Below are 24,312 nucleotides of genomic sequence, written 5' to 3' on the forward strand. Positions count from 1 at the left end.
GGTGCGGTGGATCGCCCGGCATCGGCCGGCGGGAGTACGCGTACTGCCGTCAGGAAGCTGAAGACGCCGACCCGCCGCGCCCGTAGGTTCCAGCCCCGACGTTCCTTTGAGGAGGCAGGGGTTGTGAGCGGAACCTACGGACCCAGCCGGCGGGCGATCCTGGGCGGTGGCGCGGCGCTCGCCGCGATGGCGGCGGCCGGCGGAGGCGGCGGTACGGCATCGGCGCCGGGCAGAGCCGGACGGCCGCCCAACATCGTGTTGATCCTGCTTGACGACGTGGGCCATGGCGACTGGAGCTCGTACGGCTCGCGTGAGATCAGCACGCCGAGGATCGACGGAGCCGGGCGGGAAGGAATGACCTTCTCCCAGATGTACTCCGCGTCGCCGGTCTGCACGCCGGCCCGCGCGGCCCTGCTCACCGGCCGTTACCCGCAGCGGGTCGGCCTGCCGTGGGTGCCCGGCCCGGGGTCGCGCGACGGGATGCCCGGATACGAGAACACCGCGGGCGACGTGCTGCGCGCGGCGGGATACCGCACGGGCCTGTTCGGCAAATGGCACCTCGGCGACCCTGCCGCGCGGCCCGGGCTCCACCCCGAGGACCACGGCTTCGACACGTTCTTTGGGACGCCGGAGTTCAACAAGGAGCGGCCGTTCCCGCTGTACGACGGGCGGCGGATCATCGACCTGCTGGATCAGGAGGAGCAGGTCCATCTGTCTCGCCGCTGTACCGACCGGGCGATCGACTTCATCCGCCGGGGCGGCGACCGGCCGTTCTTCCTGTTTCTGCCGTACAACCCCGCGCACGAGCCGTACCACGTGGAGGAGCGGTTCAGGGGCTCGTCGAAGGCGGGCCCGTACGGCGATCTCGTCCAGCAGGCCGACTTCCACATCGGCCGGGTGCTGGACGAGATCGAGGCGCGCGGCCTGGCCCGGGACACCCTGGTGATGATCACCAGCGACAACGGTCCCAAGGTCCACGGCACCGGAGGGTTGCGCGGCGGGAAGGGATGGACCTACGAGGGTGGCATTCGCGTCCCGTTCGTCGCGCGATGGCCGGGTCGGATTCGCCCGAGGTCCACCTGCGAGCGGGCCGCGTGCTTCACCGACGTCCTGCCCACCCTGGCCGCGGCGGCGAACGGCGAGCTCGCCCGGGACCGGCCCATCGACGGCGTCGACCTGACCCCGGCCCTGCTCGGCCGTCCCATGCGAGTCCGGACGCTCTACCACTATCACCACTGGACCCTGAGCGCCGTGCGCTCCGGGCCGTGGAAGCTCCACCTTCCCGGGCGGGAGAACGGCCTTTGGGAAGGTGACGACATCGGGCAGGTGGAGCCCGTGGAAGATCGGGGCAAGCCGCTTCTGTACCACATCGACACCGACGCGGGCGAGCGCCACAATCTCGCCGGCCGGTACCCGCACAAGGTCCGGGAGCTGACGAGGCTGGCCGGGCGCTTCGACGCGGAGATCCAGGCGCGGAAGAACGAAGCCCTGGAACGCGCCGCCGGATAGGCCGAGCTTCATCCCCAAGAGATCCGATGTATTTACCTGGCCATCGACATTGAGTAAGGGTGGACATAATAGTAAAGATTCTTAACTTAACACCCTGTGTGCTGGCCTTCTGTGATGGCGAAGGCTCCGAGATCCGCGATTATGACGACTTGCGGCGGCAATAGGGGACGTGCGAAACTGGCGTGGGATTAATTGGAAAGATTCTTTCCAGTAAGGTCGAACCGCCGGCCGGCTGATGCCCCCTTTTCTGCTATACATCCAATGTCTCTGCGCGTCTTGGAGGTATCGCCATGACCGAGCAATCCGGGCGGCAAGGATCATGACCACCGATCACGCGGTCGCCGGCCGCGCCCCTGTGCTGTCGTCCGGGCAGGAGCGGTTGTGGTTCCTGAGCCAGCTCGACCCGGGCAGCGCCTCGTACAACATGTTCGTCACCGAGCGCCTGCACGGGACGGTCGACGCCGACGCGCTCGAACGCGCGCTCGTCGCGGTCGCGGCCAGGCACGACGTGCTGCGCACCCGCTACGCCGACGAGGACGGGCGGCCCGTCGCGATCGTCGACCCGCATCCGCGCGTCGCGCTGACCAGGGCCGGCCTCGACGGCGCCGACGTGGAGGAACGGGCCGCGCGCCTGGTGACCGAGTGGACCGGACGGCCGTTCGACCTGGTGGAGGACCAGCCGCTGCGAGCCGGCCTGATCCGGCTCGGCCCGCGCGAGCACATCCTGGTCGTCGTGCTGCACCACATCGCCGCCGACGGCTGGTCGCTGGGCATCCTGCTGGGCGAGCTCAGCCGCTGCTACAACGGTGAGCCCCTGGGCCCGCCGGCACCGCAGTACGCCGACCACGCGCGCGAGCAGCGTGAGAAGGACACCACGCCGCCCGCCGCCCTGCTCGCCCGTCTCACCGGGGCACCGGACCTGGAACTGCCGGCCGACCGGCCGCGTCCCCTGGTCAAGACCACGGCGGGCGGCCGCGTGGTCGCCGGCCTGCCCGCCGAGCTGAGCGAGCGGATCGGGCTGCTGGCCAGGCGGGAGCGGTGCACGCTGTTCATGACCTTGATGGCCGCCTTCCAGGCGCAGTTGTCCCGCTACAGCGGCCTGCGCGACGTGTGCGTGGGCACCCCGATCTCCACCCGCGACAGCGAGGACCTGGAGCCGGTGATCGGCTTCTTCCTCAACACCGTGGTGGTGCGGACCGATCTGTCGGGCGACCCCACGTTCCGCGAGCTCATGCGCCGGGTGCGTGGCACCGCGATGGAGGCGTTCATGGCCGCGGACGTGCCCTTCGACCGGCTGGTCGAGGCGCTGGACGTGCGGCGGGACCTGAGCCGCACGCCGCTGTTCCAGGCCGAGCTCGTGATGGGCGCCGAGACGACGGGCGTGCTCGAACTCGACGGCGTGACGGCCGAGCCCTACGACCCCGGGACCGCCCGGGCCAAGTTCGACCTGACACTGGAGGCGTCGCCCGGCGCCGGCGGGCTGCGGCTCTTCCTCGTCTACAGCAGCGACCTCTTCGACCACACCACCGCCGAGCGCTTCTGCGGCCACTTCGTCAACCTGCTGCGCCAGGTGGCCGGCGATCCCGGGTTACGGCTGTCGGAACTCGAACTCGCCGGGCCGGAGGAACGCGCTCTGCTCGACGCGTGGAGCAGAGCAGAGCCGGTGCCCCCGCGGGCGCGTACGCTGCACGAGATGGTGGAGGCGACCGCCGCCGCGTGTCCTTCGGCCCCGGCCATCGTCCAGGGCGAGCGCACACTGACCTACGCCGAGCTGGACGGCCGGGCCAACCGGCTCGCCATGACGCTCCGGGACAGCGGCGTGAACCGGCAGGACCGGGTGGCGATCTGCCTGGAGCAGTCACCTGAGCTGGCCGTGGCCGTGCTGGGCGTGCTCAAGGCGGGCGCCGCCTACGTGCCCGTCGATCCCGAACAGCCCGCGGACCGGCTGGCGTACCTGCTGGCGGACTCGGGCGCGGCGGCTCTGGTGTCCGAGCGTCCGGTGGGTGGATTCGACGGCCCGGTGCTCGACGTCCCGCGGGACGCCGCCGGGCCGGTCGGGCCACGGGCCGGATCGGCCGACCTGGCGTACGTCATCTACACCTCCGGGTCCACCGGGCGGCCGAAGGGCGTGGCCGTACAGCATCAGCAGGTCCTCAACTACCTGTCCGACGTGCGCGAACGCTTCGGCGTCGTGGACGGGGCACGGTTCGGGTTGCTGCAGTCGCTCTCGTTCGACTTCGGGATCACGGTCTTCTACCTGGCGCTCATGACCGGCGGGACCCTGGAGCTGTACCCGTCGCGGATCTCCGGGGCCGAGTTCGCCGGCCACGGGCTGGACTACCTCAAGATGACGCCCTCCCACTTCGGCGCGCTGGCCGCCGAAGTGGCGCCGGAACGGCTGCTGCCCCGCCGTACCCTCATCTTCGGCGGCGAGGGGTCGAGCTGGCAGCAGACCAAGGAGCTCGCGGCGCTGGGCCGGTGCGAGATCGTCAACCACTACGGCCCGACCGAGACCACCGTGGGCGTCACCACCTACACCGTCCGGCCCGACGACGAGGTACGCGGCCCGGTCACGCCCATCGGCCGCCCGCTGGGCCACGCCCGTGTGTACGTGCTCGACGACGCCATGCGCCCGGTGCCCATCGGCGTGGCCGGAGAACTGTGCGTGGGCGGCGATCGGCTGGCCCGCGAGTACCTCGGCCGGCCCGACCTGACCGCCAAGGCGTTCGTGACCGTCCGCGGCGAACGCCTCTACCGCACCGGCGATCTGGCCCGCTGGCTGCCCAGCGGCGACCTGGAGTTCCTCGGCCGGCGCGATCTGCAGGTGAAGATCCGCGGCTACCGGGTCGAACTGGGCGAGATCGACGAGGCGCTGCGGAAACTGCCCGGCGTGGCGTACGCGGTGGCCGACGCCCGCGGCGCGGCCGGATCCAAGGAACTGGTCGCCTACCTGGTGGCCGACGGCCAGGCCGTCCCGGTCGGCGAGCTGCGGCGCGAGCTCGCGACCGCGCTGCCCGAGTACATGATCCCCACGCGTTACGTCTGGCTGGACCGGCTGCCGCTGAAGTCCCACGGCAAGGTCGACCGGGCCGCGCTCCCCGAACCGGAAGGCGAGCGCCCCGAACAGGGCGTGGCGTTCGAGCCGCCGTCGGGACCCGTGGAGGAGACGATCGCGGCGGCCATGGCCGAGGTGCTCGGCCTGTCCCGGGTCGGCGCGCTCGACGACTTCTTCGACCTGGGCGGGCACTCCCTGCTGGCCACCCGCGTCATCGCCAGGCTCCGCCGCGACCTGCCCGAGGAATGCGCGCCGGTCAGCGTGATGGACCTCTTCCAGCATCCCACCGTGCGGAGGCTGGCCGCCGTGGCCGCCGCGCCGTCCGCGCGGCGCGGGCTGCTCTACCTGCTCACCCCGCCCGGGCCCGCCGCCCGCACACTCGTCTGTGTCCCGTACGGCGGGGGCAGCGCGGTGGTCTACCAGCCTCTGGCCGGCGCGTTGCCCCACGGCACGGCGCTGTACTCGGTGGCCGTGCCCGGCCATGACCTGGGACTGGAGGAGGAGCCCCGGCCGCTGGAGCAGGTGGCGGCCGAGTGCGCGGCGGAGATCCTGGAGAAGGTGGACGGGCCGCTTTCGCTGTACGGGCACTGCGGGGTCGGCGGCGCGCTGACCGTGGAGATCGCTCTCCTGCTGGAGCGGGCCGGCCGCCAGGTCGACACCGTGTACCTGGGCGGGATCTTCCCGTTCGCCAGGCCGACGCGCGGGCCGCTGGGCCTGTGGGCGAAAGTCACCGGCAACGGCCGGTGGCGCAGCGACCGCGAACAGCTCAACTGGCTGACCTCGATGGGAGCCGACCTGGGCGATCTCGACGAGGAGCAGCGGGCGTTCATCGTGCGCAACATGCGGCACGACGCCCGGCAGGCCGAGGAGTACTTCACCGGCCTGTTGCAGGCGAACACCCTGTCGCGGCTGCGCGCGCCGATCGTGTCGATCGTGGGCGAGCAGGACCCGACGACGGAGTACTACGAGGAGCGCTACCGCGAGTGGCACTTCCTGACCGGGCACACCACGCTGGCCGTGATCGAGGAAGCCGGTCACTATTTCCTGAAATATCGGGCGGAGGAGCTGGCGGCGATCCTGGCCCGCGAGCCGCTCGGCCCCGGCGACGGTGACACGGGGTGGAGCGTCTCCTCCGCCTCCGGGGGCGTGCGGGCCCCGGCCGAGGGGCCCGAGCCGAGCGTGCGGCGGTTCCTGGCCGTGGCGCTCGGGCAGATGGCGACGATCACGGGCGCGACGATCACCGAGTTCGCCATCCCCATCTGGATCTACCTCACCACGGGGCGACTGGCCCAGATGGCGCTGATGACCGTCCTCGCCGTGATCCCGGGCGTGCTGGCCGCGCCGCTGGTCGGTGCCATCGTCGACCGGTCGAGCAGGCGGGCGGTGATGCTCGCGGCCAGCCTGGCCGGGCTCGCCATCCAGTCGGCGGCCGCGGCCCTGCTGTTCACCGGCAGGCTCGACACCTGGACCTTGTATCCACTGCTGACCCTTCTGTCCGTGGCGCTGGCCTTCCAGCGGGTCGCGTACTCCTCGGCGATTCCCCAGCTCGTGCCCAAGCGCTACCTCGGCCACGCCAACGGCGTGGCGCAGATGACGGCGGGCGTGGCGCAGTTCGTCGCCCCGCTGATGGCCGTGGGGCTGATGTCGGTGATCGGTCTGGGCGGCATCCTGATCGCCGACATCGTGGGATATCTGGTGGCCGCGACCGTACTGGTGCTGATGCGCTTCCCCGCCACGCTCGCGCACCGGCGCAGGGAGACGGTCGGTGCCGAGATCAAGGCCGGTTTCCGGCTGTCGATCGGCAACCGGGACTTCCGGGCGATGGTGACGTTCTTCGCGTTGCTGGCCATCGTGCTGTCCCCGGTCTTCATGCTGTACTCGCCCCTCGTCCTCTCCTTCGCCGGGTTGCCCGAGGTGGGCACGGTGGCGCTGTGCGGCGGCGCGGGCGCGGCGGCCGGCGGCCTGTGCATGAGCCTGTGGGGTGGGCCGCGGCGCAGGCGGATGATCGGCATGCTGCTGCTCACGCTGGTGATCGCGGCGTCCTGCGTGATCGTCGGCCTGACCCGGTCGCTCGTGCTGATCGGCGTCGGCGCGTTCGGGGTGTCGTTCGGGCTGGCCCTGGTCAACGGCGTGTACGCCACCATCGTTCAGGTGAAGGTGCCCCAGCGGTACCACGGCCGGGTGTTCGCCCTCAACCAGATGGTCGCCTGGTCCACGATCCCGCTCGGGGTGGGCGTGCTGACGCCGTTCGCGGAGTGGGCACTCGAACCGCTCATGCTCCCCGGCGGCGCTCTGGCATCCACCGTGGGCACGGTGCTCGGCACGGGGCCGGGCCGCGGAGTCGCGCTGATCTACGTCATCTTCGGGTTGCTCATCGCGCTGCTGGTGGCCGGGGCGCTCAGGACCAGGGTGCTCGCCCGCTTCGATGACCAGGTGCCCGACGCGACCCCGGACGATCTCATCGGCGTCGCCCGCATCAGGGAGGGCGCGTGACCCGCCACGCGGGGGTTCTTCGTGCCGGCTCAACCTCCTGCGTCGCGTGCCGAGCCAACCTGTACATGTTGAGCAAGCTGTGCAGCATGGACACTTTTCCCGTACGGTGGAGCTGTCCGGGTAGAGGAATCCGCAGGAGAGTCACATGGCCACCACCGACCCGCTGGGCATCGCCGAGGCCCGCAGCCAGCTCGGCACGCTCGTGGCGCGAGCCGTGCACGGTCACCAGCCCACCACCATCCGCCGGTCCACCACCGAGCGCGCCGTCCTGATCTCCGAAGACGACTATGAGGAACTGCTGCGCGCCCGCCGGGAGCTGGAGGCCGGCCACGTCGCCGAGGCGATCGCCGCCCATGACCGCGGCGAGCGCGAGACGGTGACGTACGACGACAGGGCCGCCCTGTACGCCGACCTTGGCCTCCCCACGCCCGGCGAACGCTCTTGAAACGTCTCCTCCACGTTGACCTCCCTGTCCGCGACATCCTGCGTCAGGCGGCGCTCGGCCTGCGTGCGGCCATCGCGGACACCCTGCTCGATCTGACCGAGGACCCCGAACCGCTCGGCGCGACGCCCTACGGCGGCATCCCGGACGCGCTCGAACTCCGCACCGACACCTTCCGCCTGGTCTACACGCACGGTCCCGATCACGTCTCGGCCTGGGTCCTGGAGATCAACACCTGATCAGCGCCGCCGGGCCGTACCCGCGGCGTGATTTCCTGATCCAAGAGAGCAGTCGGCCGGAGGCGGTCACGCGGGCGCGAGCCGGCGGGTGGCTTCGATCAGTTCGGCCTGGCCGGCGGTGGCGGCGAAGCCGAGGCGCAGGTAGGCCGCCGGGAGTTCGGTGGCGAAGTAGCGGCTGCCGGCGCTGACGGCGACGCCGTGCTGACGGGCCGTGGCGGCGGCCATGGTGTCGTCAGTGCCGTACGGCAGGCGCACCCACAGATGAAGTCCGCCCGTGGGGACACGGGCGAGGGTCCAGCCGGGAAGATCGCGCGCGATGGCGGCCGCCAGCACCGCGCACCGCTCCCGCAGCGCCGCGGCCAGCGAACGGAGATGCCGTTCCCACGTGGGAGAGCTGAGGAGTTCGAGCGCCGTCTCCTGCAGCGGGCGGGTGACGAAGAAGTCGTCGACCAGGCGGATGGCGCGCAGGCGTTCCATCACCGGGCCTCGGGCGACCAGGGCGCCGATGCGCAGGCTCGGCGCCGCCGGTTTGGTGAGCGAGGTCAGGTAGACCACGGTGCCGTCGCGGTCGTCGGCCAGCAGGGGCGGCGGCACCGGCGTGCCGTGGCCGAGGTGCCGCGCGAAGTCGTCCTCGATCACGAACGCGCCCGCCGTTCTGGCGGCGTCGATGATCTGCCGGCGGCGTTGTGGCGCAAGCACGGTGCCGGTGGGGTTGTGGTGGGCAGGCTGGCAGTACAGCAGGCGGGCCCGGGTCAGGGCGAAGGCGTCGGCCAGGAGTTCGGGTTGCAGGCCGTCGGCGTCCATCGGCACCGGTACCGGGCGCAGGCCGGCCGCCCTGGCGGCGGCGATCGCTCCCGGATAGGTGGGCGACTCCATCAGGATGGGGTCGCCCGGCGCGGCGATGGCGCGGAACGCGATGGACAGGGCGCTCTGCCCGCCGGAGGTGACCAGGATGTCGTCCGCGCTCACGCCGTCACCGGCCATGGTGGCGAACACGCTGCGCAGCGCCGCCAGGCCGGTGGCGGGGGCGCGGTCCCAGGCGTCGGGGCGGCGTGCCGCGCGGGCCAGAGCCGCGGTCAGGATCTTGCCGGGCTGCAGTGAGCGATGCGGGTAGCCGCCGTCCAGCATGATCGTCCCCTCGGGTGGCGCGCCGAGGCCGCCGGTGAGGACGCGGGTGTCCACGCTCCGGTCGGCGAGGGTGACGGTCTGCCAGGCGGTGTCGGCCACGGAGGCGTGCCGCCGGAGGCGCGCCGCGACGTATGTACCGCTGCCCGGACGGGTGATCACCGCGCCCTCGGCGGCGAGCGTGGCGATCGCCTGCGACACGGTGGCGGGGCCGACCCGGTAGCGCTGGATCAGTTCCCGGCTGCTGGGCAGGCGGTCGCCCGGCGACAGCCGGTCGATCATCGCGCGCATGCTGGCCGCCAGCTCAGCCGAACTGCTACTGTCTGACATGAGAGATAATAGTAGCGCTTCCAGCGTTTCGGCAGAATCGCTGCTGGATGTCGCGGCCCTGCGCGCGGACACCCCCGGCGCCGCCGACGTCGTGCACTTCAACAACGCCGGTTGCGGGCTGCTGGCCGCGCCCGTGCTGGCCACGATGCTCGACCACCTGCGGCTGGAGGCGAACATCGGTGGCTACGAGGCCTCGGCCGCCCGCGCCGACCAGGTCCGCGAGTTCTATGCCGAGACCGCCGCATTGATCAACTGCGCTCCCGGGAACATCGCCTTCGCCGGTAGCGCCACCCATGCCTTCTCCACCGCCCTGTCGGCGATCCCGTTCGAGGCCGGTGACGTCATCCTCACCACCCGCAACGACTTCATCTCCAACCAGATCGCCTTCCTGTCGTTGGCCAAGAGGTTCGGCGTGCGCGTCGTGCACGCCCCCGATCTGCCCGAAGGCGGGGTGGACGTGGCGGCGATGGCCGAACTGATGCGCGGGCACCGCCCGCGGCTCGTGGCCGCCACCCACATCCCCACCAACTCCGGCCTGGTCCAGCCGGTCGCCGACATCGGCCGGCACTGCCGCGAAATGGACCTGCTGTACCTGGTCGACGCCTGCCAGTCCGTCGGCCAGTACCCGGTCGACGTCGCGGAGATCGGCTGCGACCTGCTCACCGCCACCTGCCGCAAGTTCCTGCGCGGTCCCCGCGGCTCCGGCTTCCTGTACGTGTCCGACCGCGTGCTGCGCGCGGGCTACGAGCCGCTGTTCATCGACATGTACGGCGCGCGCTGGGTCGAGCCGGGCCGCTACCGGCCCGTCGAGACGGCGGCCAGGTTCGAGGACTGGGAGTTCCCGTATGCCGCCGTCCTCGGCTGCGCCGCCGCACGCTACGCCCGCGAGGTCGGCATGGACGCCATCGCCCGCCGTACCCCGGCCCTGGCCGCGAACCTGCGCGGCAGGCTCGCCGAACTGCCCGGAGTCCGGGTGCTGGACCACGGCACGCGCTTGGGCGCCCTGGTCACGTTCGCCGTCGGCGGCTGGCGGCCGGAGCCGTTCAAGGCGGCCTTGGACGCACGCCGGATCAACTCCGCGCTCAGCTTCCGCCACTTCGCGCAGTTCGACTTCGGCGACAAGGACGTCGACTGGTGTCTGCGCCTGTCGCCGCACTACTACAACACCGAGCAGGAAGTGGACCACGTCGTCGCGGCCGTCGCCGACCTCGTCTAGCTGATGGTCCAGCGCTGCAGGGCCGAGCCGCTGTCGGGCTGCTGCGTGACCGGGGCGCCGTCGGCGGTCGATGCCGTGGTGAGCAGCAACCCGCTGTGCCGCGCGGCGACCGTGTGGCCGCCGCCGGACGCCGGGGTGACGACCCAGCGCTGGTTGCCGCCGCCCGTGCAGGTCCATTGGATCACCTTGGCGCCCGCGCCGGTGGAGCCTCCGCTGACGTCCACGCACAGCTGTGAGTGGCCGTTGACGATCTGGTAGGAGCCGTCGGCTTGCTGGGTGAAGACCCAGTTCTGGTTGGCTCCGCCGTTCGGTGCCCAGGTGTTGACCTGGGTGCCGGTGCTGGTCGAGTGGTTCGGGTTGTCCAGCGCCTTGCCCGAGGTGACCAGCGTGCGGGTGCCGTTGAGGTTGCCCGGCGGTGTGCCCGTGCCGGTGAAGGTGAGGATCTGCTCGGCGGCGGTGCGGGTGCCACCGACCGCGTTGCCGGTCGTGTTCGTCCAGTGGCGCGCCGGCGTGGTCTCGGCCGAGCGGGCCGGGTCGGCCGACAGCCCGAGGACCAGGTTGCTGTACCGGTTGACCAGGCGGTACGAGTTCGCCGGCGAGGTGTTGCGGACGATGAACCACTGCTGTCCGACCGTGGGGCCGCCGCTCACCGCGGTAGGCTTGGTCCCCCACGCGCGGGTGGCGGTGGTGGTGGATTCGACGCCGAGTGCCTGCCCGGTGGCGGCGTTGGTGACGCGGAACGAGCCGTCGCCGCCGGCGGTGAAGCGCCAGCCTTCGCGGGCCGAGCCGGTGGGGGCGACGGCGGCGGTCCCCGTGCCGCTGGCGGCCTGCGCGAGCACGCGTCCGGCGCCGCTGGAGATGGTGTACGTCCTGGAGGGGTCGACCGGTGAGGTCACCGGCGCGGTCGAGGTCATGGTGATGGTGACGTACTCGCCGGAGCGGCCGCCCGAGCAGGCGATCGAGCAGTAGTTCCGGAACGACCTGCCCACGATCGTGGTGCCGGTCCTGTTCGCGCCGTCGAGGAACCAGCGGTACCAGGAGGCGGTGCGGTAGCCGCCGGTGTTTCCGGCCAGGTACCACTTGGCGGTGCTCAGGTCGTCGGTGACGTAGATGTCCTGCGCCGCGTCGCCGGACTGGTCGACTGCCTGCGGGGTGCCCATGTACAGGCCCAGGTAGGCGTTGTACGTGATGTTCATGACGAACAGCGGCGAGGTCGGCGGGGTCTTGCCGGCGGCGATCTGCTGGCTGACGGTGCCGGTGTTGTTCGGGTCGTACTCCTTGTCCGCCGGGGTGTGGCCGTTCGGGTTGGACGCGGTGACGGGCACCAGGTTGCTCTCCCTGCCACCGACGCCGGGCTGCGACCAGGAGCCGTTGTACCACTTCTGCCACGAGCCGGGAGCCATCTTCGACGCCATCGGCGCCCGCGCGACGTGGGAGTAGAACGCCACCCAGCCGCCGCCTTTGTTGACCAGGCGCGAGCCGTAGTAGACGTAGAAGTACCCCGAGGCGGTGTCGGCGTACAGGCGCTGGTCGCCGTCGCCGTAGTGGTAGGTCTGCTGCGGGAAGGCGGCGGTGTCACCGCGCCTGGTGCTGAACGGCGAGGTGATCGCGTGATCGGCGATCGACCACGTCTTGCCCTGGTCGGCCGACACGGCGTAGTCGATCGCGTCGTAGTGCAGGCCGTCGCCGAACGGCTGCGGGGTGAACTCGTTGTGCACCAGGCCGTGCCAGTTGCCGGTGTCGGGATCGACCCACAGGCCGATCAGCCCGCAGAAGTTCTTCTGGGAGTAGCTGGAACCGGCCGGTGCCGAGGTGGATTCGACGCCGGTGGGGCTGTTGTTGCAGCGCCACGTCGTGTCGTTGTTCCGATCGGCGGGGTTGTCCGGGTTCACCGCGTCGCTGATGGCCGCCGACCGGCGGGCGGTGTCGAAGTCGGTCCCGGTGTAGAAATCCCAGTATCTCGGCTGCGTCGCGCCGTACAGCGCGGCGGACTGCTGGAAGTAGAACGTGCCGTTCTTGTCGATGTACGGCATGGCCGGGGTGTCGGTCGGATGCGACCAGGTGCCGGTGGCCCCCACCGAGATCGTGTAGGTGGCGGCCGGCGGCGCCGCCGACGCCGGCACGGCGCCTGCGGCCACCGATGCCACGGGCAGCAGGAGCGCGACGGCGGCGCCGAGGCGCCAGGTTCGGGACGGTAACACGGGATCTCCTCCTCACCAGGGGCCCCGCCGGGTTTCGTCCGCCCGAACAAGCCCTTGATCAGTCACCGTGCCCCAGGCGCTCCCGGGACTCCATGGACTTTGCGCCCCGCGCTGTTGCACTTTCCTGGGCGCCCGCGAAGATGCTCTCTAGCGGCGCACGGTCAGCTCGTAGGTGGCCTTCGCCGGGGCAAGCCCGGCCGTGCTGTGGGCGGTGACGGTGAAGGTGGCTTTCCCGGCGTGCCGGGGAGTGCCGATGATGCCGCCGGTGTCCTGGTTGAGGGAGAGTCCCTGGGGCAGGGCGCCGCCGGTGAGCTCGTACCGGATCGTGGCCGGGGTGTTGGTGGTGAGCCGTGCCGCGTAGAGCCGGTGACGGGTGGCGGCGGGCAGGCCGGTGGTGGTCAGCGCCGGGGCCGGCACGGTCACCTGCTGGGGCGAGCCGATGGGCCCGCCCGACGCGTCGAGCTCCTGCAGCGTCCACTTCTGGCCGGCGGTGACGACCGAGAGGTGCCAGTTGGTGCTCTTGTCGCGGAAGCGGGTCTTCTGCTCTTCGGTGAAGGCGCCGAGGTTGCGTGCCGTCTCCCACTGGTTGATCGCGTCGAGCACCTTCTGGGCGTTCTCGCCGCCGGACCGGAGACTGGACAGCGAGCTCTGGAACCCGGCCCCCGCGTTCAGCCCGGCGCCGCGTGCCAGCTTGCTCTCGATGCTCAGCAGCGGCTCCGATCCCTTGAGGCTGATCCAGCCGAGCATGCCGGGCAGGAAGTTGGCCCGGTAGAACGCGTTGTTGACGAAGACCTGGTCCATGCTGGTCACGCCGACCTCGCCCCAGCTCGCCCGGGTGAGGGCGTCCCAGGTGTTGGAGGTCATGCGGCTGGTCTCGGTGATGTAGCCGTCCTTGGCCTTGAGCTGCCGGAAGTTGCCGTTGATCAGCCTGGCCTGGCCGTAGTTGCCCCATCCGGACTCCGAGGCCGACTCCACGCCGTCGTAGGAGTGGGACATGATGCCGGTGGTGTTCCAGGCCGTGGCCAGGCGGGTGGCGATCTCGTCGATGATGCCGAGGCCGCCGATGGCCCCCGCGTACGAGTTCATGATCATCCTGGCGGCCTCGTCCCCGGCGGCGTGGGAGGTGGCCGACGAGCCGGCCTGCGCGCGGCTGAGGCCGCTCACGACCCACTCGTCGCCTTCCTGGCGCGCGTCGCCGTAGGTGAGGAGTTCGTCGCCGATCCGCAGCGCCTTGAAGTGCAGGCCGGGGGCGAACGGCGCGCCGGAGTCGACGTACATCGTGGTGCCGGCCGCCGCCAGCGGGCGGGTCAGCCGGGCACGCTGACCGGAGGCGAGCCTGGCGTCGGCGGGCGCGGGCCTGACGTAGCGGTCATCGAGGCTGATGAAGTCGGAGATGGTGTGGACGCCCAGCCGTACGCCTTCGGCCCCGGCCAGATCCACGGTCCTCTTCGCGCCCTGGTCGTCTCCGCCCATGCCCGCGTCGAACTCGTAGTGCCCGGTCGTCTTCCACGGCCCCACGGCGTTGGGGAGCGAGTAGAGGTAACCGATCCCCGCCGCCTTGGCGTACGTTGCCGCCTCCCGGACGTTGTGCGTCCGCAGGTCGCTCAGGACGAGGAAGGACTGGCTGCTGGCCTGTGCCGTCTTCTGCCACTGGCCGTTCTGGGTGGGGTACGGCAGGCCCTCGCCCCTGGCGATGTTCGCCAGGACCGTCGGTGTGAGCTCCGGAGCGGCTCCGAACAGCGCGATCTCCGACCCGGAGACCTTCCCCTCGTCGCCGGCGAGCGGGCCGACCGGAATGGGGTAGCCGCCCAGGTTATGCCGCTGCCGTACCTTGGTGTAGTCGTAGGTGAAGGCCCGCAGCACCGAACCCCAGCCGGTCCTGCCCGCCGCGCTCCACTCTTCGTGCGGCGCCACCTGCAGGTCGGAGGGGTTGCCGTCGACCTCGCTCTCCCAGCCGAGCTCCTGATACTCCTGCGGCCAGGCGCCCTCGGTCCGGTCGGCCAGCGGCCGCAGGCCCACGGCGAAGGCCTCGTCGCGGACCACGCCGACCGTCTCGCCGACGGTCCGCGTGATGGAGGTGGCCAGCGGGCCCCACAGGAGGGTCTGCACGTCTCCGTCGGCGCGGACGTCGGTCGCCGTGAGGGTGGTATACCCGGGTTTGGACACGACCTTCACCTCGACCGTGAACCCCTCGCCCCTGAAGGTCAGCCGGTCGTGCCCGCGCCGGTGGACCCTGGTCGGCCGCAACTGCCTGCCGTCGACCACCAGGCTGACCAGGGAGGCGGACTTCCCGGCCGCCAGGTAGTCGGTACCGGTTCTGGTGTCCCGCAGGCCGGTCACGGTGCCGGTGCGGTCGAGCTCGATGCCGAGGTAGCCGGCGGTGATGCCCGGCGCGGCGCGGTCGCGGCCGGCTCCGGCCGCCGCGGCGGCGTCCGTCATGATCAGGGGCAGTGCTCCCGCCGCCAGTACCGCGGTGGCCAGCCTTCCGAAATGACGCATGAACGTCTCCTTGCTGGGGGATCAGAGGTGTTCGAGCCGCCCTCGGCGGCGAGGACGGCCCGCCGGCCGTCCTCGCCGCCCGTGTGGCCTCTTCATGGTGGATATTTTTAGTAGGTCCTCAAATAATTCACAATGCCCTACCATCAAATCGTGACCTTGACCGGACAGGACCCAGCCCTGCTGCGCCGCCTCAACGCGGCGGCCGTGTTGCGCGCTCTCCATGGCGCCGACGAGCTCACGCTGACGCAGATCGTCACGACGACGTCGGTGTCCAGGGCGACGGTGGAAGACGTGCTCGCGGGCCTGCCCGACCTGGTGGAAGAGGTGGTCCCCCCGCCGGGCGGCCCACGCTCCGTCGGCCGTCCCGCCAAGCGCTACCGCTTCAGGGCCGAGGCGGGGCACGTCGTCGGGCTCGACATCGGCCCGCACAAGGTGCTGGCCGTCACCGCCGACCTCAAGGGCACGATCGTCGACACCCGCAGATCGGCCGTCACCCCCGGCACCGACCCCGCCGCCAGGATCGCCGCGGCCAAGGCGGTGGTGCGCAGATCCCTGCGGTCGGCGGGCGTCTCGTCCGTGCGCGCACTCGGCGTCGGTACGACCGGTGTCGTCGATCCCGCGGTGGGCAAGGTCGTGCTCAGTGACCGCCTGCCCGCGTGGACGGGCATGGACCTGCGCTCCGCCCTGGACGGCCTGGCCGGCGGCCCCGTCCTGGTGGGCAACGACACCAACCTGGCGGCGCTGGCCGAACGCTGGCGCGGAGCGGCGGCGGGGGCCGACGACGTGTTGTGCATCCTGGTCGGCAGGAGCATCGCGGCCGGCCTGCTCATCGGCGGCAAGCTGCACCAGGGCCGCAACGGCGCGGCCGGCGAGATCGGCGTCATGCGCGCCTTCGGCTGGTACACCGCGCTCGACCGTTTCCTGGCCTACGCCGGCCACGACCCCGACCGCGAAGGCTCGGCCAGGAGCGCCGCCGAACGGGTCTTCGAGGCCGTCCGCCAGGGCGACGAGGAGGCCGCGACGATCGTCCGCGCCTTCGCCCAGGACCTGGCCAAGGGCATCGGCGCCGCGGTGCTCACCGTCGATCCCGAGCTGGTGGTGGTGGGCGGGGGCATGTCGGGCGCGGGCGAGTTGCTGGCGGCGCCCCTGCGTGCGGAACTGGCCGAGATCTGCCTGTTCCCGGTGCGGGTGGAGGCCTCGACGCTGGGGAGCGAGTCTGTCGCGCTGGGCGCCGTACGGCTGGCACTGGACCACGTGGAGGACGAGCTCTTCGGCGTCCGGGCCTGAAGACGGACGCGCAGGCCGCATTCCCCAGGCGGGCACCAACCCCTAAACTCGGCATTTCACGGCCTGTTATCCGGCGTTGTCCAACCGAGCACGTGAACGGGACACGACATGACCGCAGCCTTGGGACAGTCGGCGGTGACGCGGATACGGACGAGGTCGCCCGTGCTCGTCGGGCGGGAGCAGGAGCTGGGCGACCTGCTCGCGGTCCTGTCGGCCCGGCCCGCGGTGGCGATGATCGAGGGCGAGGCGGGGGTCGGCAAGAGCCGCCTGGCCGGGGAGCTGATCGCCCAGCCGGACCTGGCGAGCTTACGGATCCTGACGGGCTACTGCCAGCCGCTGCGCGAGCCGTTCCCGTTCGGTCCCGTGCTGGAGGCCGTAGACGGCCTGCGCGGCTTCACCCACCCCTTCCAGCGCGCCCGCCTCAGCCCGGTCACCGGCATGCTGCGCGAGCTGCTGCCGGAACTGTCGGAGCACCTGCCGCAGTCGCCGGCCCCCACGGGCGACCCCCGGGCCGAGCGCCACCGGCTGTTCCGCGCGGTCCGTGAGGTGCTCGGCGCCGCCGGGCCGGCGCTGCTGCTGATCGAAGACCTGCACTGGAGCGACGAGGGCACCCGCAACCTGCTGTCGTTCCTGCTGTCGAACCCGCCGGCCAACCTGGCCGTCGTGCTGAGCTACCGGCGCGAGGAGGTCGCGGGCGGCGTGCCGCTCGGCCGCGCCTACCGTCCGCCGCCCCGCGCCGGCAGCATCGTGGTACGGCTGCGCCCCCTCACCCTGGGCCACGTCCGCACGCTGGCCTCCTGCATCCTCGGCGGCTCCGTCCCCCTGGACTTCGCCACGCGCCTGTACGAGCGCACGGCCGGCCTGCCGTTCGTCATCGAGGAGACGCTGCGCGCGGTGCGCTCCTCGGCGGGCGGCCTGCCCCTGGACGGCGCGGCCGCCCGCCGCCTGCTGGAGAACGCCGAGGTGCCGGTGCTGCTGCGCGAGGCCATGGCCGAACGGCTGGCGAGCCTGTCCGGCGAGGCGATCGCGCTGGCGCAGGCCGTGGCCGTCCTGGGCACACCCGCGACGCTGGAGCACCTGCGCGAGGTGTCCGGCCTCGACGACCAGCGCTGCCGGACCGCGCTGGGCGCCGCACTCGACCGGGGAGTCCTGCACGAGATCGACGAGTGCGTGTACGGCTACCGCCACGCCCTGGCCCGCCAGGCCGTCTACGCGACCATGGCCGGATACGAGCGCCGCCGCCTGCACGTGCGGGTGATCGACGTCCTGCGCCGCCTCGATCCGCCGCCGCTGGTCCGCCTGGCCGACCACAGCAGCCACGCGGGCCTGACCGAGGACGCGCAGCGCTACGGCGAGGCCGCGGCCGACGCCGCCGTGCGGGTCGGGGACATCGCCACCGCCACCCACCTGCTCCAGCGCCTGCTCAACGACCCGGAGCTGCCCGCCGGGGACGTGGACCGGCTGGCCATCAAGCTCGGCGAGATCGCGCACACCGGCCTGGACCAGCGCGACCCGTCCACCACGCTCAAACGGCTCCTGGACGACCCCCGCCTGTCGGCCGCGGCGCGAGGAGAGGTGCGGCTGTTCCTCGGCTGGATGCTGATCCGCCAGGCCGAAGGGCTGGACGAGGGCCGTGCGGCGATCGCGAAGGCGGTGGACGAACTGGAGGACCGGCCCGACCTGGTCGCCAGGGGGATCGCCTCGCTCGCCCTGCCCTACCTCGGCACCACGCCGCTGGCGCGTCTCCACCCCTGGACGCGGCGGCTGAAGGGGGCGCTGGAGAACGTCCCCGAGGGCGAGCTGCGCATGTCACTCCTGGCCAACTACCTGCCGTCCCTGGTGACCGTCGGCGACCCGGCCGCGCTGCGGGTGCCGGACCGGGCCTCCGGCCCCGGCGCCCAGCGGCACCTGGCCCGCCTGCGCTGCAACCTCGCCGACTCCTGCGTCTGCACCGGCCGCTACGAGCAGGCCGGGCACCTGTTGCGCGACGGCCTTGACCTGGCCGCGCAGGTGGGCGCCACGTTCGTGGCCAGCACCGGGCAGGCCACGCAGGCCCGGCTGGACTGGATGCTCGGCCGCTGGGAGGGCCTGGACGAGCGCACGCTGCGGCTGCTGGAGGAGTACCGCGACCTGCTGCCGGTCGCCAGCGAACTGGCGCTGGTGCTGGGCTGGCTGGCGACCGCCCGGGGCGAGTGGGAGCAGGCGGAGAGCTGGCTGGCCGGCACCGGCATCGCCGTACCTCAGGAGTCCATCATCCCCGTCGTGCTCAGCGCGTTCGCCGCGCGCGCCAAGGCGCGCCTGGCCAGGGGCGAGCGGGAGCTGGCCGGCACCGACGTCGAGCGGGGGCTGCACGTCGCGCGGACCAAGGGCGTGTGGGCCTGGACGGGCGAGCTGGTCCCGGTGGCGGCCGACGTCCTGCTGGACGGCGGCCGGGCGGACCAGGTGAGAGCCCTCCTCGGGGAGCTCGGACGCGGGCTCGCCGGACGGCACGCGCCTCTGGCCGCCGCCGCCCTGCGGATGGCCGGCGGGCAGCTCGCCCAAGCCGGCGGCGACCTGGCGGCGGCGCTGGAGCACTTCGAGGAAGCCAGACGGCGCTACGAAGAGCTGCCCGCGCCCTACTACGCCGCCCTCGCCGCGGAACGGCTCCTGCTGTGCCGGTTGGAGTCCGGCGGCGCCGTGGAGGAACTCGCCGGGCCGGGCGACGCCCTCGCCGCCCTGGGCGCCACCTACGACGCCGAGCGGTGCCGCCACCACCTGCGCGCCCACGGGGTCGTCGTGCGCCGCGGGCGGCGGGGCTACGGTGACACGCTCTCGCCCCGCGAGCAGGACGTCGCGCGGCTGCTGGCCACCGGCCGGACCAACCGGGAGATCGCCGGCATGCTGTTCCTGTCGCCGCGTACGGTGGAGACGCATGTCGCCCGCATCCTGCAGAAGCTGGGCAAACACTCCAGGACCGAGTTGCTGCAGTAGGGGACCACACGTGACACTTCCCCGCCCACGCCCGCGGCCCGGAGGCGTCGGCTCAGGCGAAGTGCATGACGATGGCCAGGCCGACGACGTGCATGAGCACCACGGCGACCAGCAGCGAGACGAACACGAACTTGGCCGGGCCGTGCTCGAAGTGCTTGCCCTCCTTGAGGGGAGGCAGCTTGGCCTGCCGCTCGGCGATGCGCTCCTCCAGCGGCTTGCGGTGCAACATGCGGACGTCCCTCCCGGGATCACAATCGATTTGTGCGGCATTGATTGGTAGGCTATGAATTTGTACACCAACTAATCTAGCGGTCGTCACCCGGAGGCGTACACACATGGAGTCTGTGACGGACACAACAGATCTCCTGGCCCTGGACCGCCAGGTCTGCTTCGCCCTGAGCATCGCCTCGCGCAGCGTCATCGGCCTGTACCGCCCGCTGTTGCAGCCCATGGGGCTGACGCATCCGCAGTACCTGGTCATGCTGGCGCTCTGGCAGCACGAGCCGCTGTCGGTCAAGGAACTGGGCGAACTGCTCCGCCTCGACCCGGGCACCCTCTCGCCCCTGCTCAAGCGGCTCCAGGCCCTCGGCCACATCCACCGCGAACGCAACACCAGCGACGAACGCGCCCTGGCCGTGACCCTCACCCCCGCCGGTCGCGCGCTCAGGGCCGAGGCGGAGAAGATCCCCCCGGCCATCGTCGAACGTCTCGGCATGGACCTCGCGGAGCTCCAGCACCTGCACGGGGTCCTCACGCGGGTGATCGCGGCGACCGACCGTGACCCGCGGGGGCCGTAAGGTGTGATCAGTAGGTCGGCGCCATGGCGGTCGGTGGGTGCGCTGACGTGTTCGCCGTGCCGCGAACGCGTCCGCCTCCCGCGACGCGTCCGTGGCAGGGCATGACGCACCCAAGGAGTGCCATGACCGACCACCACACCTCCCATCGCGCCGACATTGTCGTCGCCGGCGCCGGAATGGCCGGGCTGACCTGTGCGAACGCCCTGCTCGGGCAGGGCGCCGACGTCCTCGTGCTGGAAGCGCGCGACCACGTCGGCGGGCGTACGCGCACCGTCAAGGCAGGCGGCGAGAGCGTCGATCTCGGCGGCCAGTTCATCGGCCCCGGCCAGGATCGCGCCTACGCCCTCGCCGGGGAACTGGGCATCGAGGTCTTCGCCACCTACAACACCGGTGACCACCTGATGGAGACGGCAGCCGGGCGCGTACGCCCCTGGCGGGGGACCGTGCCCAGGCTGAGCGTCCCCGAGATGCTGGACCTGGCGCAGGCGATGGCCAGATTCGAGCGGCTCGCCCGCACGATCGACCCGCGTTCCCCCTGGACCGGGTCCGGCGCCGCCGGGCTCGACGGCCAGACGCTGGCCGGTTGGCTGCGCCGTACCTTCTGGACGAAGGGGGGACGCGAGCTGTTCACGGCGGCGAGCAGGCTGATGTGGGCCTGCGAGCCCGGCGAGCTGTCGCTTCTGCACGCGCTGTTCTACGCCAGGGCGGCCGGCGGCCTGAACGCGGTGATGGCCACCGAGGGCGGCGCGCAGCAGGACCGGCTCGCCGGCGGCGCGGGCGAGATGGCGAGGCGGCTGGCCGCGCGGCTCGGCGACCGGGTCCGCCTGGCCGCGCCGGTACACCGGATCGCGCGCGAGGCCACCCACGTCGTGGTCACGACCGGTTCCGGCCAGAGCGTGCGGGCGGATCAGGTGGTGGTGGCGATCCCGCCCACCCTGGCCGGCCGCATCCTGTACGACCCGCCGCTGCCCGCCGCCCGCGACCGGCTGACGCAGCGCCTGCCCATGGGCGGTGCGATCAAGTGCGTGCTGGTGTACGGCGAGCCGTTCTGGCGCGCGGCCGGGCTCAGCGGGCAGGCCCTCAGCCTGCGCGGACCCGTCGACGGCGTCGCCGACAGCAGCCCGAGAACGGCAGGACGCGGCGTCCTGGTCGCCGTGCTGCGGCGACCGGCGCCACAGGCGGCGGTCCTGGAGCAGCTCACCCGCCTGTTCGGCGCCGAGGCGGGGCGGCCGATCGCCCAGGTCCGGCACGACTGGAGCGCCGACCCGTTCACCCGCGGCGGGTACGCGGCGCTCTTCCCCCCGCACACCTGGACCCGCTACGGCCCGGCGGTACGCGAACCCGTGGGCCGCATCCACTGGGCGGGCAGCGAGACCGCGACCCGCTGGTACGGCTACATCGACGGCGCGATCCGCTCCGGTGAGGCCGCCGCCGAGGCCGTGCTGCGGCGGTAGGCGCCCTCACCTGGTCAGCCGGAACCCGGGAAGGAGAACCGGCGGCCGTGCCGACGCGCACGGCCGCCGTTGGGGCGGTCCGCGTGCCGACAACCTCCAGCAGGAGGCCGCCATACTCGGCACATCGTGTCAAAGACACAAACAACGATCTACCTGTAGAAATGCTCAGAATCGCTTTCTACGAGGAGATCCCCATGACCAGACGTGCCAAGGCGGCACTCGTGGCCGCCACACTGGCGGCCGGAGCCATCACCGGGGCCGCCCCGGCAGGAGCGGTGTCGGCCGACGTCGTCATCGCCGAGGTCTACGGCGGCGGTGGCAACTCCGGCGCCACGTGGAGCAACGACTTCATCGAGCTGTACAACCTGGGCTCGGAGGCGGTGAACCTCGGCGGCTGGAGCGTGCAGTACGCCTCGGCCGCGGGCACGACCTGGCAGGTGACCCCGCTGAGCGGCAGCCTGCCCCCCGGCGCACGCCTGCTGGTCCAGGAAGCCGCGGGAACCACCGTCACCGACAAGCCGCTACCGCCCGCCGACGCCACCGGGACCATCCCGATGAGCGCCACCGCGGGCAAGGTCGCCCTGGTCTCCAGCACCACCGCGCTGGTCGGCTCCGACGTGGTCACCGCTCCGGGCGTGATCGACTTCATCGGGTACGGCACGAGCGCCAACGCCTTCGAGGGAGCCCCGGCCCCCGCGCCGTCCAACAGCACCTCCATCAGCCGCGCGGCCACCCCCGTGGACACCGACAACAACGCCGCCGACTTAGCCGCCGGCGCGCCCACGCCCACCAACCTGGCCGGGCAGACCGGCCCCGGCGGCGGCGAGCCCACCCCGACACCGACGCCCACCGCCAACCCCTGCGACACCGCCGCCACGCACCAGGTCGCCGACGTGCAGGGCACGGCCGCCGAGACCCCGGTGGCCGGACAGCAGGTCCGCGTCGAGGGCGTCGTCACCCGTACCTTCACCAGTGCCACCGCGCGCTCGGGCTTCTTCGTCCAGGACGACACGCCCGACGCGAACCCGGCCACCTCCGACGGCCTGTTCGTCTTCGCCCCCTCCTTCGCCTCCACCGCGCTGAGCGCGGGCACGCGGGTCAGGGTCTCCGGCACCGCCACCGAGTTCGGCGGCGCCACCCAGCTGTCCACCGTCACCGCGGTCGACGTCTGCGGCACCGGCACGATCGCCGCCGCCACCCTCACCCTGCCGATCGCCGCCTCCGACACCTTCGAGCGCCTGGAGGGCGTACTGGTGACGGTGCCCGGCAAGCTGACCGTCAGCGAGAACTACTGGCACGCCCGCTACGGCCAGCTGCTGGCGGCCACCGGCGGACGCCTCTACATCCCGACCGACCGCCCCGGCGTCGACCCCGCCGCCGACCTGCGCCGTTCCGTCGTCATCGACGACGGCTCCTCCGGCCAGAACCCCAGCCCCATGCCGCACTACGCCGGCGGCGACCAGCTCGCCCGCTCCGGCGACGGCGTCGGCGGCCTGACCGGCGTGCTCAACCAGGGCGCGTACGGCTCCACGAGCACGAACGTCAAGTACCTCGTGCACCCCACCGGCCCGCTCACCTTCACCCGTGACAACGCCCGCACCCCGGCTCCCGCCAAGGTGGGCGGCGACGTGAGGATCGCCACCTTCAACACCCTGAACTGGTTCACCACCCTGAACGCCGCCGGATACCCCAATCCGCCCTACAACTCCGGCTTCACCCCGCGCGGCGCCAACACCCTCACCGAGCGCGAGCGCCAGCTGGCCAAGGAAGTGGCCACGCTGAAGGCGCTCAACGCCGACATCGTCAGCCTCATGGAGGTCGAGAACCCCAGGCCCGATCTGGCCGGCTCGGGCTTCCACCCCGCCGCCCTGGAAGCGCTGGTCGACGCGCTCAACGCCGAGGTCGGCGCGGGCACGTACAAGCTCATCACCCACCCGGGCCCCGGCACCGACGCCATCGCGGTCGCGATGATCTACAAGCCCGCCGCCGTGAAGCCGGTCGGCTCGCCCACGACCATCTCCGACCCCCGCTTCTTCAACGCCCGCCCACCCCTGGCCCAGACCTTCCGCTCGACCAAGCTCCTGTTGTCGCTGCGCCCGTTCACCGTGATCGCCAACCACTTCAAGTCCAAGAGCTGTGGCGACGCCACCGGTGACAACGCCGACCACGGCCAGGGCTGCTGGAACGCCCAGCGTGTCCTGCAGGCACAGGCCATCATCGAGATGATCAAGAAGCAGAAGCTCGTCAACCCGCTGGTCGTGGGCGACCTCAACGCCTACAGCGAAGAGGACCCGATCCAGACCTTCGCCTCAGCCGGGCTGCGCAGTGTGAGCAAGCGGTTCGTCCCGCAGGCCGGGCGCTACAGCTACGTGTTCGGCGGCGCCTCCGGCGAACTCGACCACGTCCTGACCACGAAGCAGGTGATGCGCCGCATCGCCGGCGCCACCATCTGGCACGCCAACGCCGACGAAGACGTCTACTACGACTACAACACCGAGTTCAGGACGGCGGGCGACCTGTACAGCCCCGGCCCCTACCGCGCCTCGGACCACGACCCCCTGCTGCTCGGCCTCGACCTGTTCGGCCTGGTCGGCGGCAGGCACTAGACCCGGCTGAAGGAGGGCGGGCGCGCCCTCGTGGTCGTTGTCATCCCGGCTGGAAACGCTCCACGTGCTCGCCCGCCTCCTGAGCGACG

The 24,312-nt window shown here is 71.9% G+C and carries 14 protein-coding genes; 10 read left to right on the forward strand and 4 right to left on the reverse strand.

Translation table 11 applies throughout. The annotated features are described in order from the left end of the window. Positions 1-123: 123 nt before the first annotated feature. From ACIBKY_RS37940 to ACIBKY_RS37955, 4 genes are all read left to right on the forward strand, one after another. Positions 124-1,509: a sulfatase-like hydrolase/transferase gene (locus tag ACIBKY_RS37940; RefSeq protein WP_397104569.1), complete on the forward strand. Its 1,386-nt coding sequence runs from the start codon at positions 124-126 to the stop codon at positions 1,507-1,509. Positions 1,510-1,828: 319 nt separating this feature from the next. Continuing rightward, positions 1,829-7,057, forward strand: coding sequence for an amino acid adenylation domain-containing protein (locus ACIBKY_RS37945; protein ID WP_397104571.1), 5,229 nt, complete (start codon positions 1,829-1,831; stop codon positions 7,055-7,057). Positions 7,058-7,202: 145 nt separating this feature from the next. Then, on the forward strand, positions 7,203-7,502 hold the full coding sequence (locus ACIBKY_RS37950) for a type II toxin-antitoxin system Phd/YefM family antitoxin (protein ID WP_397104573.1): 300 nt from the start codon (positions 7,203-7,205) through the stop codon (positions 7,500-7,502). Next, positions 7,499-7,738, forward strand: coding sequence for a hypothetical protein (locus ACIBKY_RS37955; RefSeq protein ID WP_397104575.1), 240 nt, complete (start codon positions 7,499-7,501; stop codon positions 7,736-7,738). Before ACIBKY_RS37950 ends, ACIBKY_RS37955 begins: the two co-directional genes overlap by 4 nt. 66 nt (positions 7,739-7,804) lie before the next feature. Here the strand turns inward: ACIBKY_RS37955 and ACIBKY_RS37960 are convergent, their stop codons facing one another. After that, complete coding sequence (locus ACIBKY_RS37960) at positions 7,805-9,193, reverse strand: PLP-dependent aminotransferase family protein (RefSeq protein ID WP_397104577.1); 1,389 nt, start codon at positions 9,191-9,193, stop codon at positions 7,805-7,807. Here ACIBKY_RS37960 and ACIBKY_RS37965 point away from each other — a divergent pair. Next, complete coding sequence (locus tag ACIBKY_RS37965; protein ID WP_397104579.1) at positions 9,192-10,409, forward strand: aminotransferase class V-fold PLP-dependent enzyme; 1,218 nt, start codon at positions 9,192-9,194, stop codon at positions 10,407-10,409. The genes ACIBKY_RS37960 and ACIBKY_RS37965 overlap by 2 nt on opposite strands. Here ACIBKY_RS37965 and ACIBKY_RS37970 read toward each other — a convergent pair. Next, complete coding sequence (locus ACIBKY_RS37970; RefSeq protein ID WP_397104581.1) at positions 10,406-12,610, reverse strand: RICIN domain-containing protein; 2,205 nt, start codon at positions 12,608-12,610, stop codon at positions 10,406-10,408. The genes ACIBKY_RS37965 and ACIBKY_RS37970 overlap by 4 nt on opposite strands. 147 nt (positions 12,611-12,757) lie before the next feature. Then, positions 12,758-15,109: an Ig domain-containing protein gene (locus tag ACIBKY_RS37975; RefSeq protein WP_397104583.1), complete on the reverse strand. Its 2,352-nt coding sequence runs from the start codon at positions 15,107-15,109 to the stop codon at positions 12,758-12,760. Between the two features lie 150 nt (positions 15,110-15,259). Between ACIBKY_RS37975 and ACIBKY_RS37980 the strand changes: the two genes are divergently transcribed. Continuing rightward, complete coding sequence (locus ACIBKY_RS37980) at positions 15,260-16,396, forward strand: ROK family protein (protein WP_397104585.1); 1,137 nt, start codon at positions 15,260-15,262, stop codon at positions 16,394-16,396. Positions 16,397-16,504: 108 nt separating this feature from the next. Continuing rightward, a complete protein-coding gene (locus ACIBKY_RS37985; protein ID WP_397104587.1) occupies positions 16,505-19,366 on the forward strand; it encodes an ATP-binding protein in 2,862 nt (953 codons plus the stop codon). A gap of 52 nt (positions 19,367-19,418) precedes the next feature. On the opposite strand, the gene ACIBKY_RS37990 is transcribed toward ACIBKY_RS37985, so the two are convergent. Continuing rightward, positions 19,419-19,595 carry a hypothetical protein gene (locus tag ACIBKY_RS37990; protein ID WP_397104589.1) on the reverse strand — a complete coding sequence of 59 codons (177 nt, stop codon included), beginning with the start codon at positions 19,593-19,595 and terminating at the stop codon, positions 19,419-19,421. 106 nt (positions 19,596-19,701) lie between these two features. Between ACIBKY_RS37990 and ACIBKY_RS37995 the strand changes: the two genes are divergently transcribed. From ACIBKY_RS37995 to ACIBKY_RS38005, 3 genes are all read left to right on the forward strand, one after another. Continuing rightward, positions 19,702-20,163, forward strand: coding sequence for a MarR family winged helix-turn-helix transcriptional regulator (locus tag ACIBKY_RS37995; RefSeq protein WP_397104591.1), 462 nt, complete (start codon positions 19,702-19,704; stop codon positions 20,161-20,163). A 122-nt stretch (positions 20,164-20,285) separates the two neighbouring features. Beyond that, complete coding sequence (locus tag ACIBKY_RS38000) at positions 20,286-21,617, forward strand: flavin monoamine oxidase family protein (protein ID WP_397104593.1); 1,332 nt, start codon at positions 20,286-20,288, stop codon at positions 21,615-21,617. Positions 21,618-21,811: 194 nt separating this feature from the next. Continuing rightward, the gene (locus ACIBKY_RS38005) at positions 21,812-24,223 is read left to right on the forward strand and encodes an ExeM/NucH family extracellular endonuclease (protein WP_397104595.1); all 2,412 of its coding nucleotides are present in this window, start codon (positions 21,812-21,814) and stop codon (positions 24,221-24,223) included. Positions 24,224-24,312 lie beyond the last annotated feature (89 nt).

The sequence above is a fragment of the Nonomuraea sp. NPDC050394 genome (assembly GCF_044459065.1).
Classification (GTDB): Bacteria; Actinomycetota; Actinomycetes; order Streptosporangiales; family Streptosporangiaceae; genus Nonomuraea.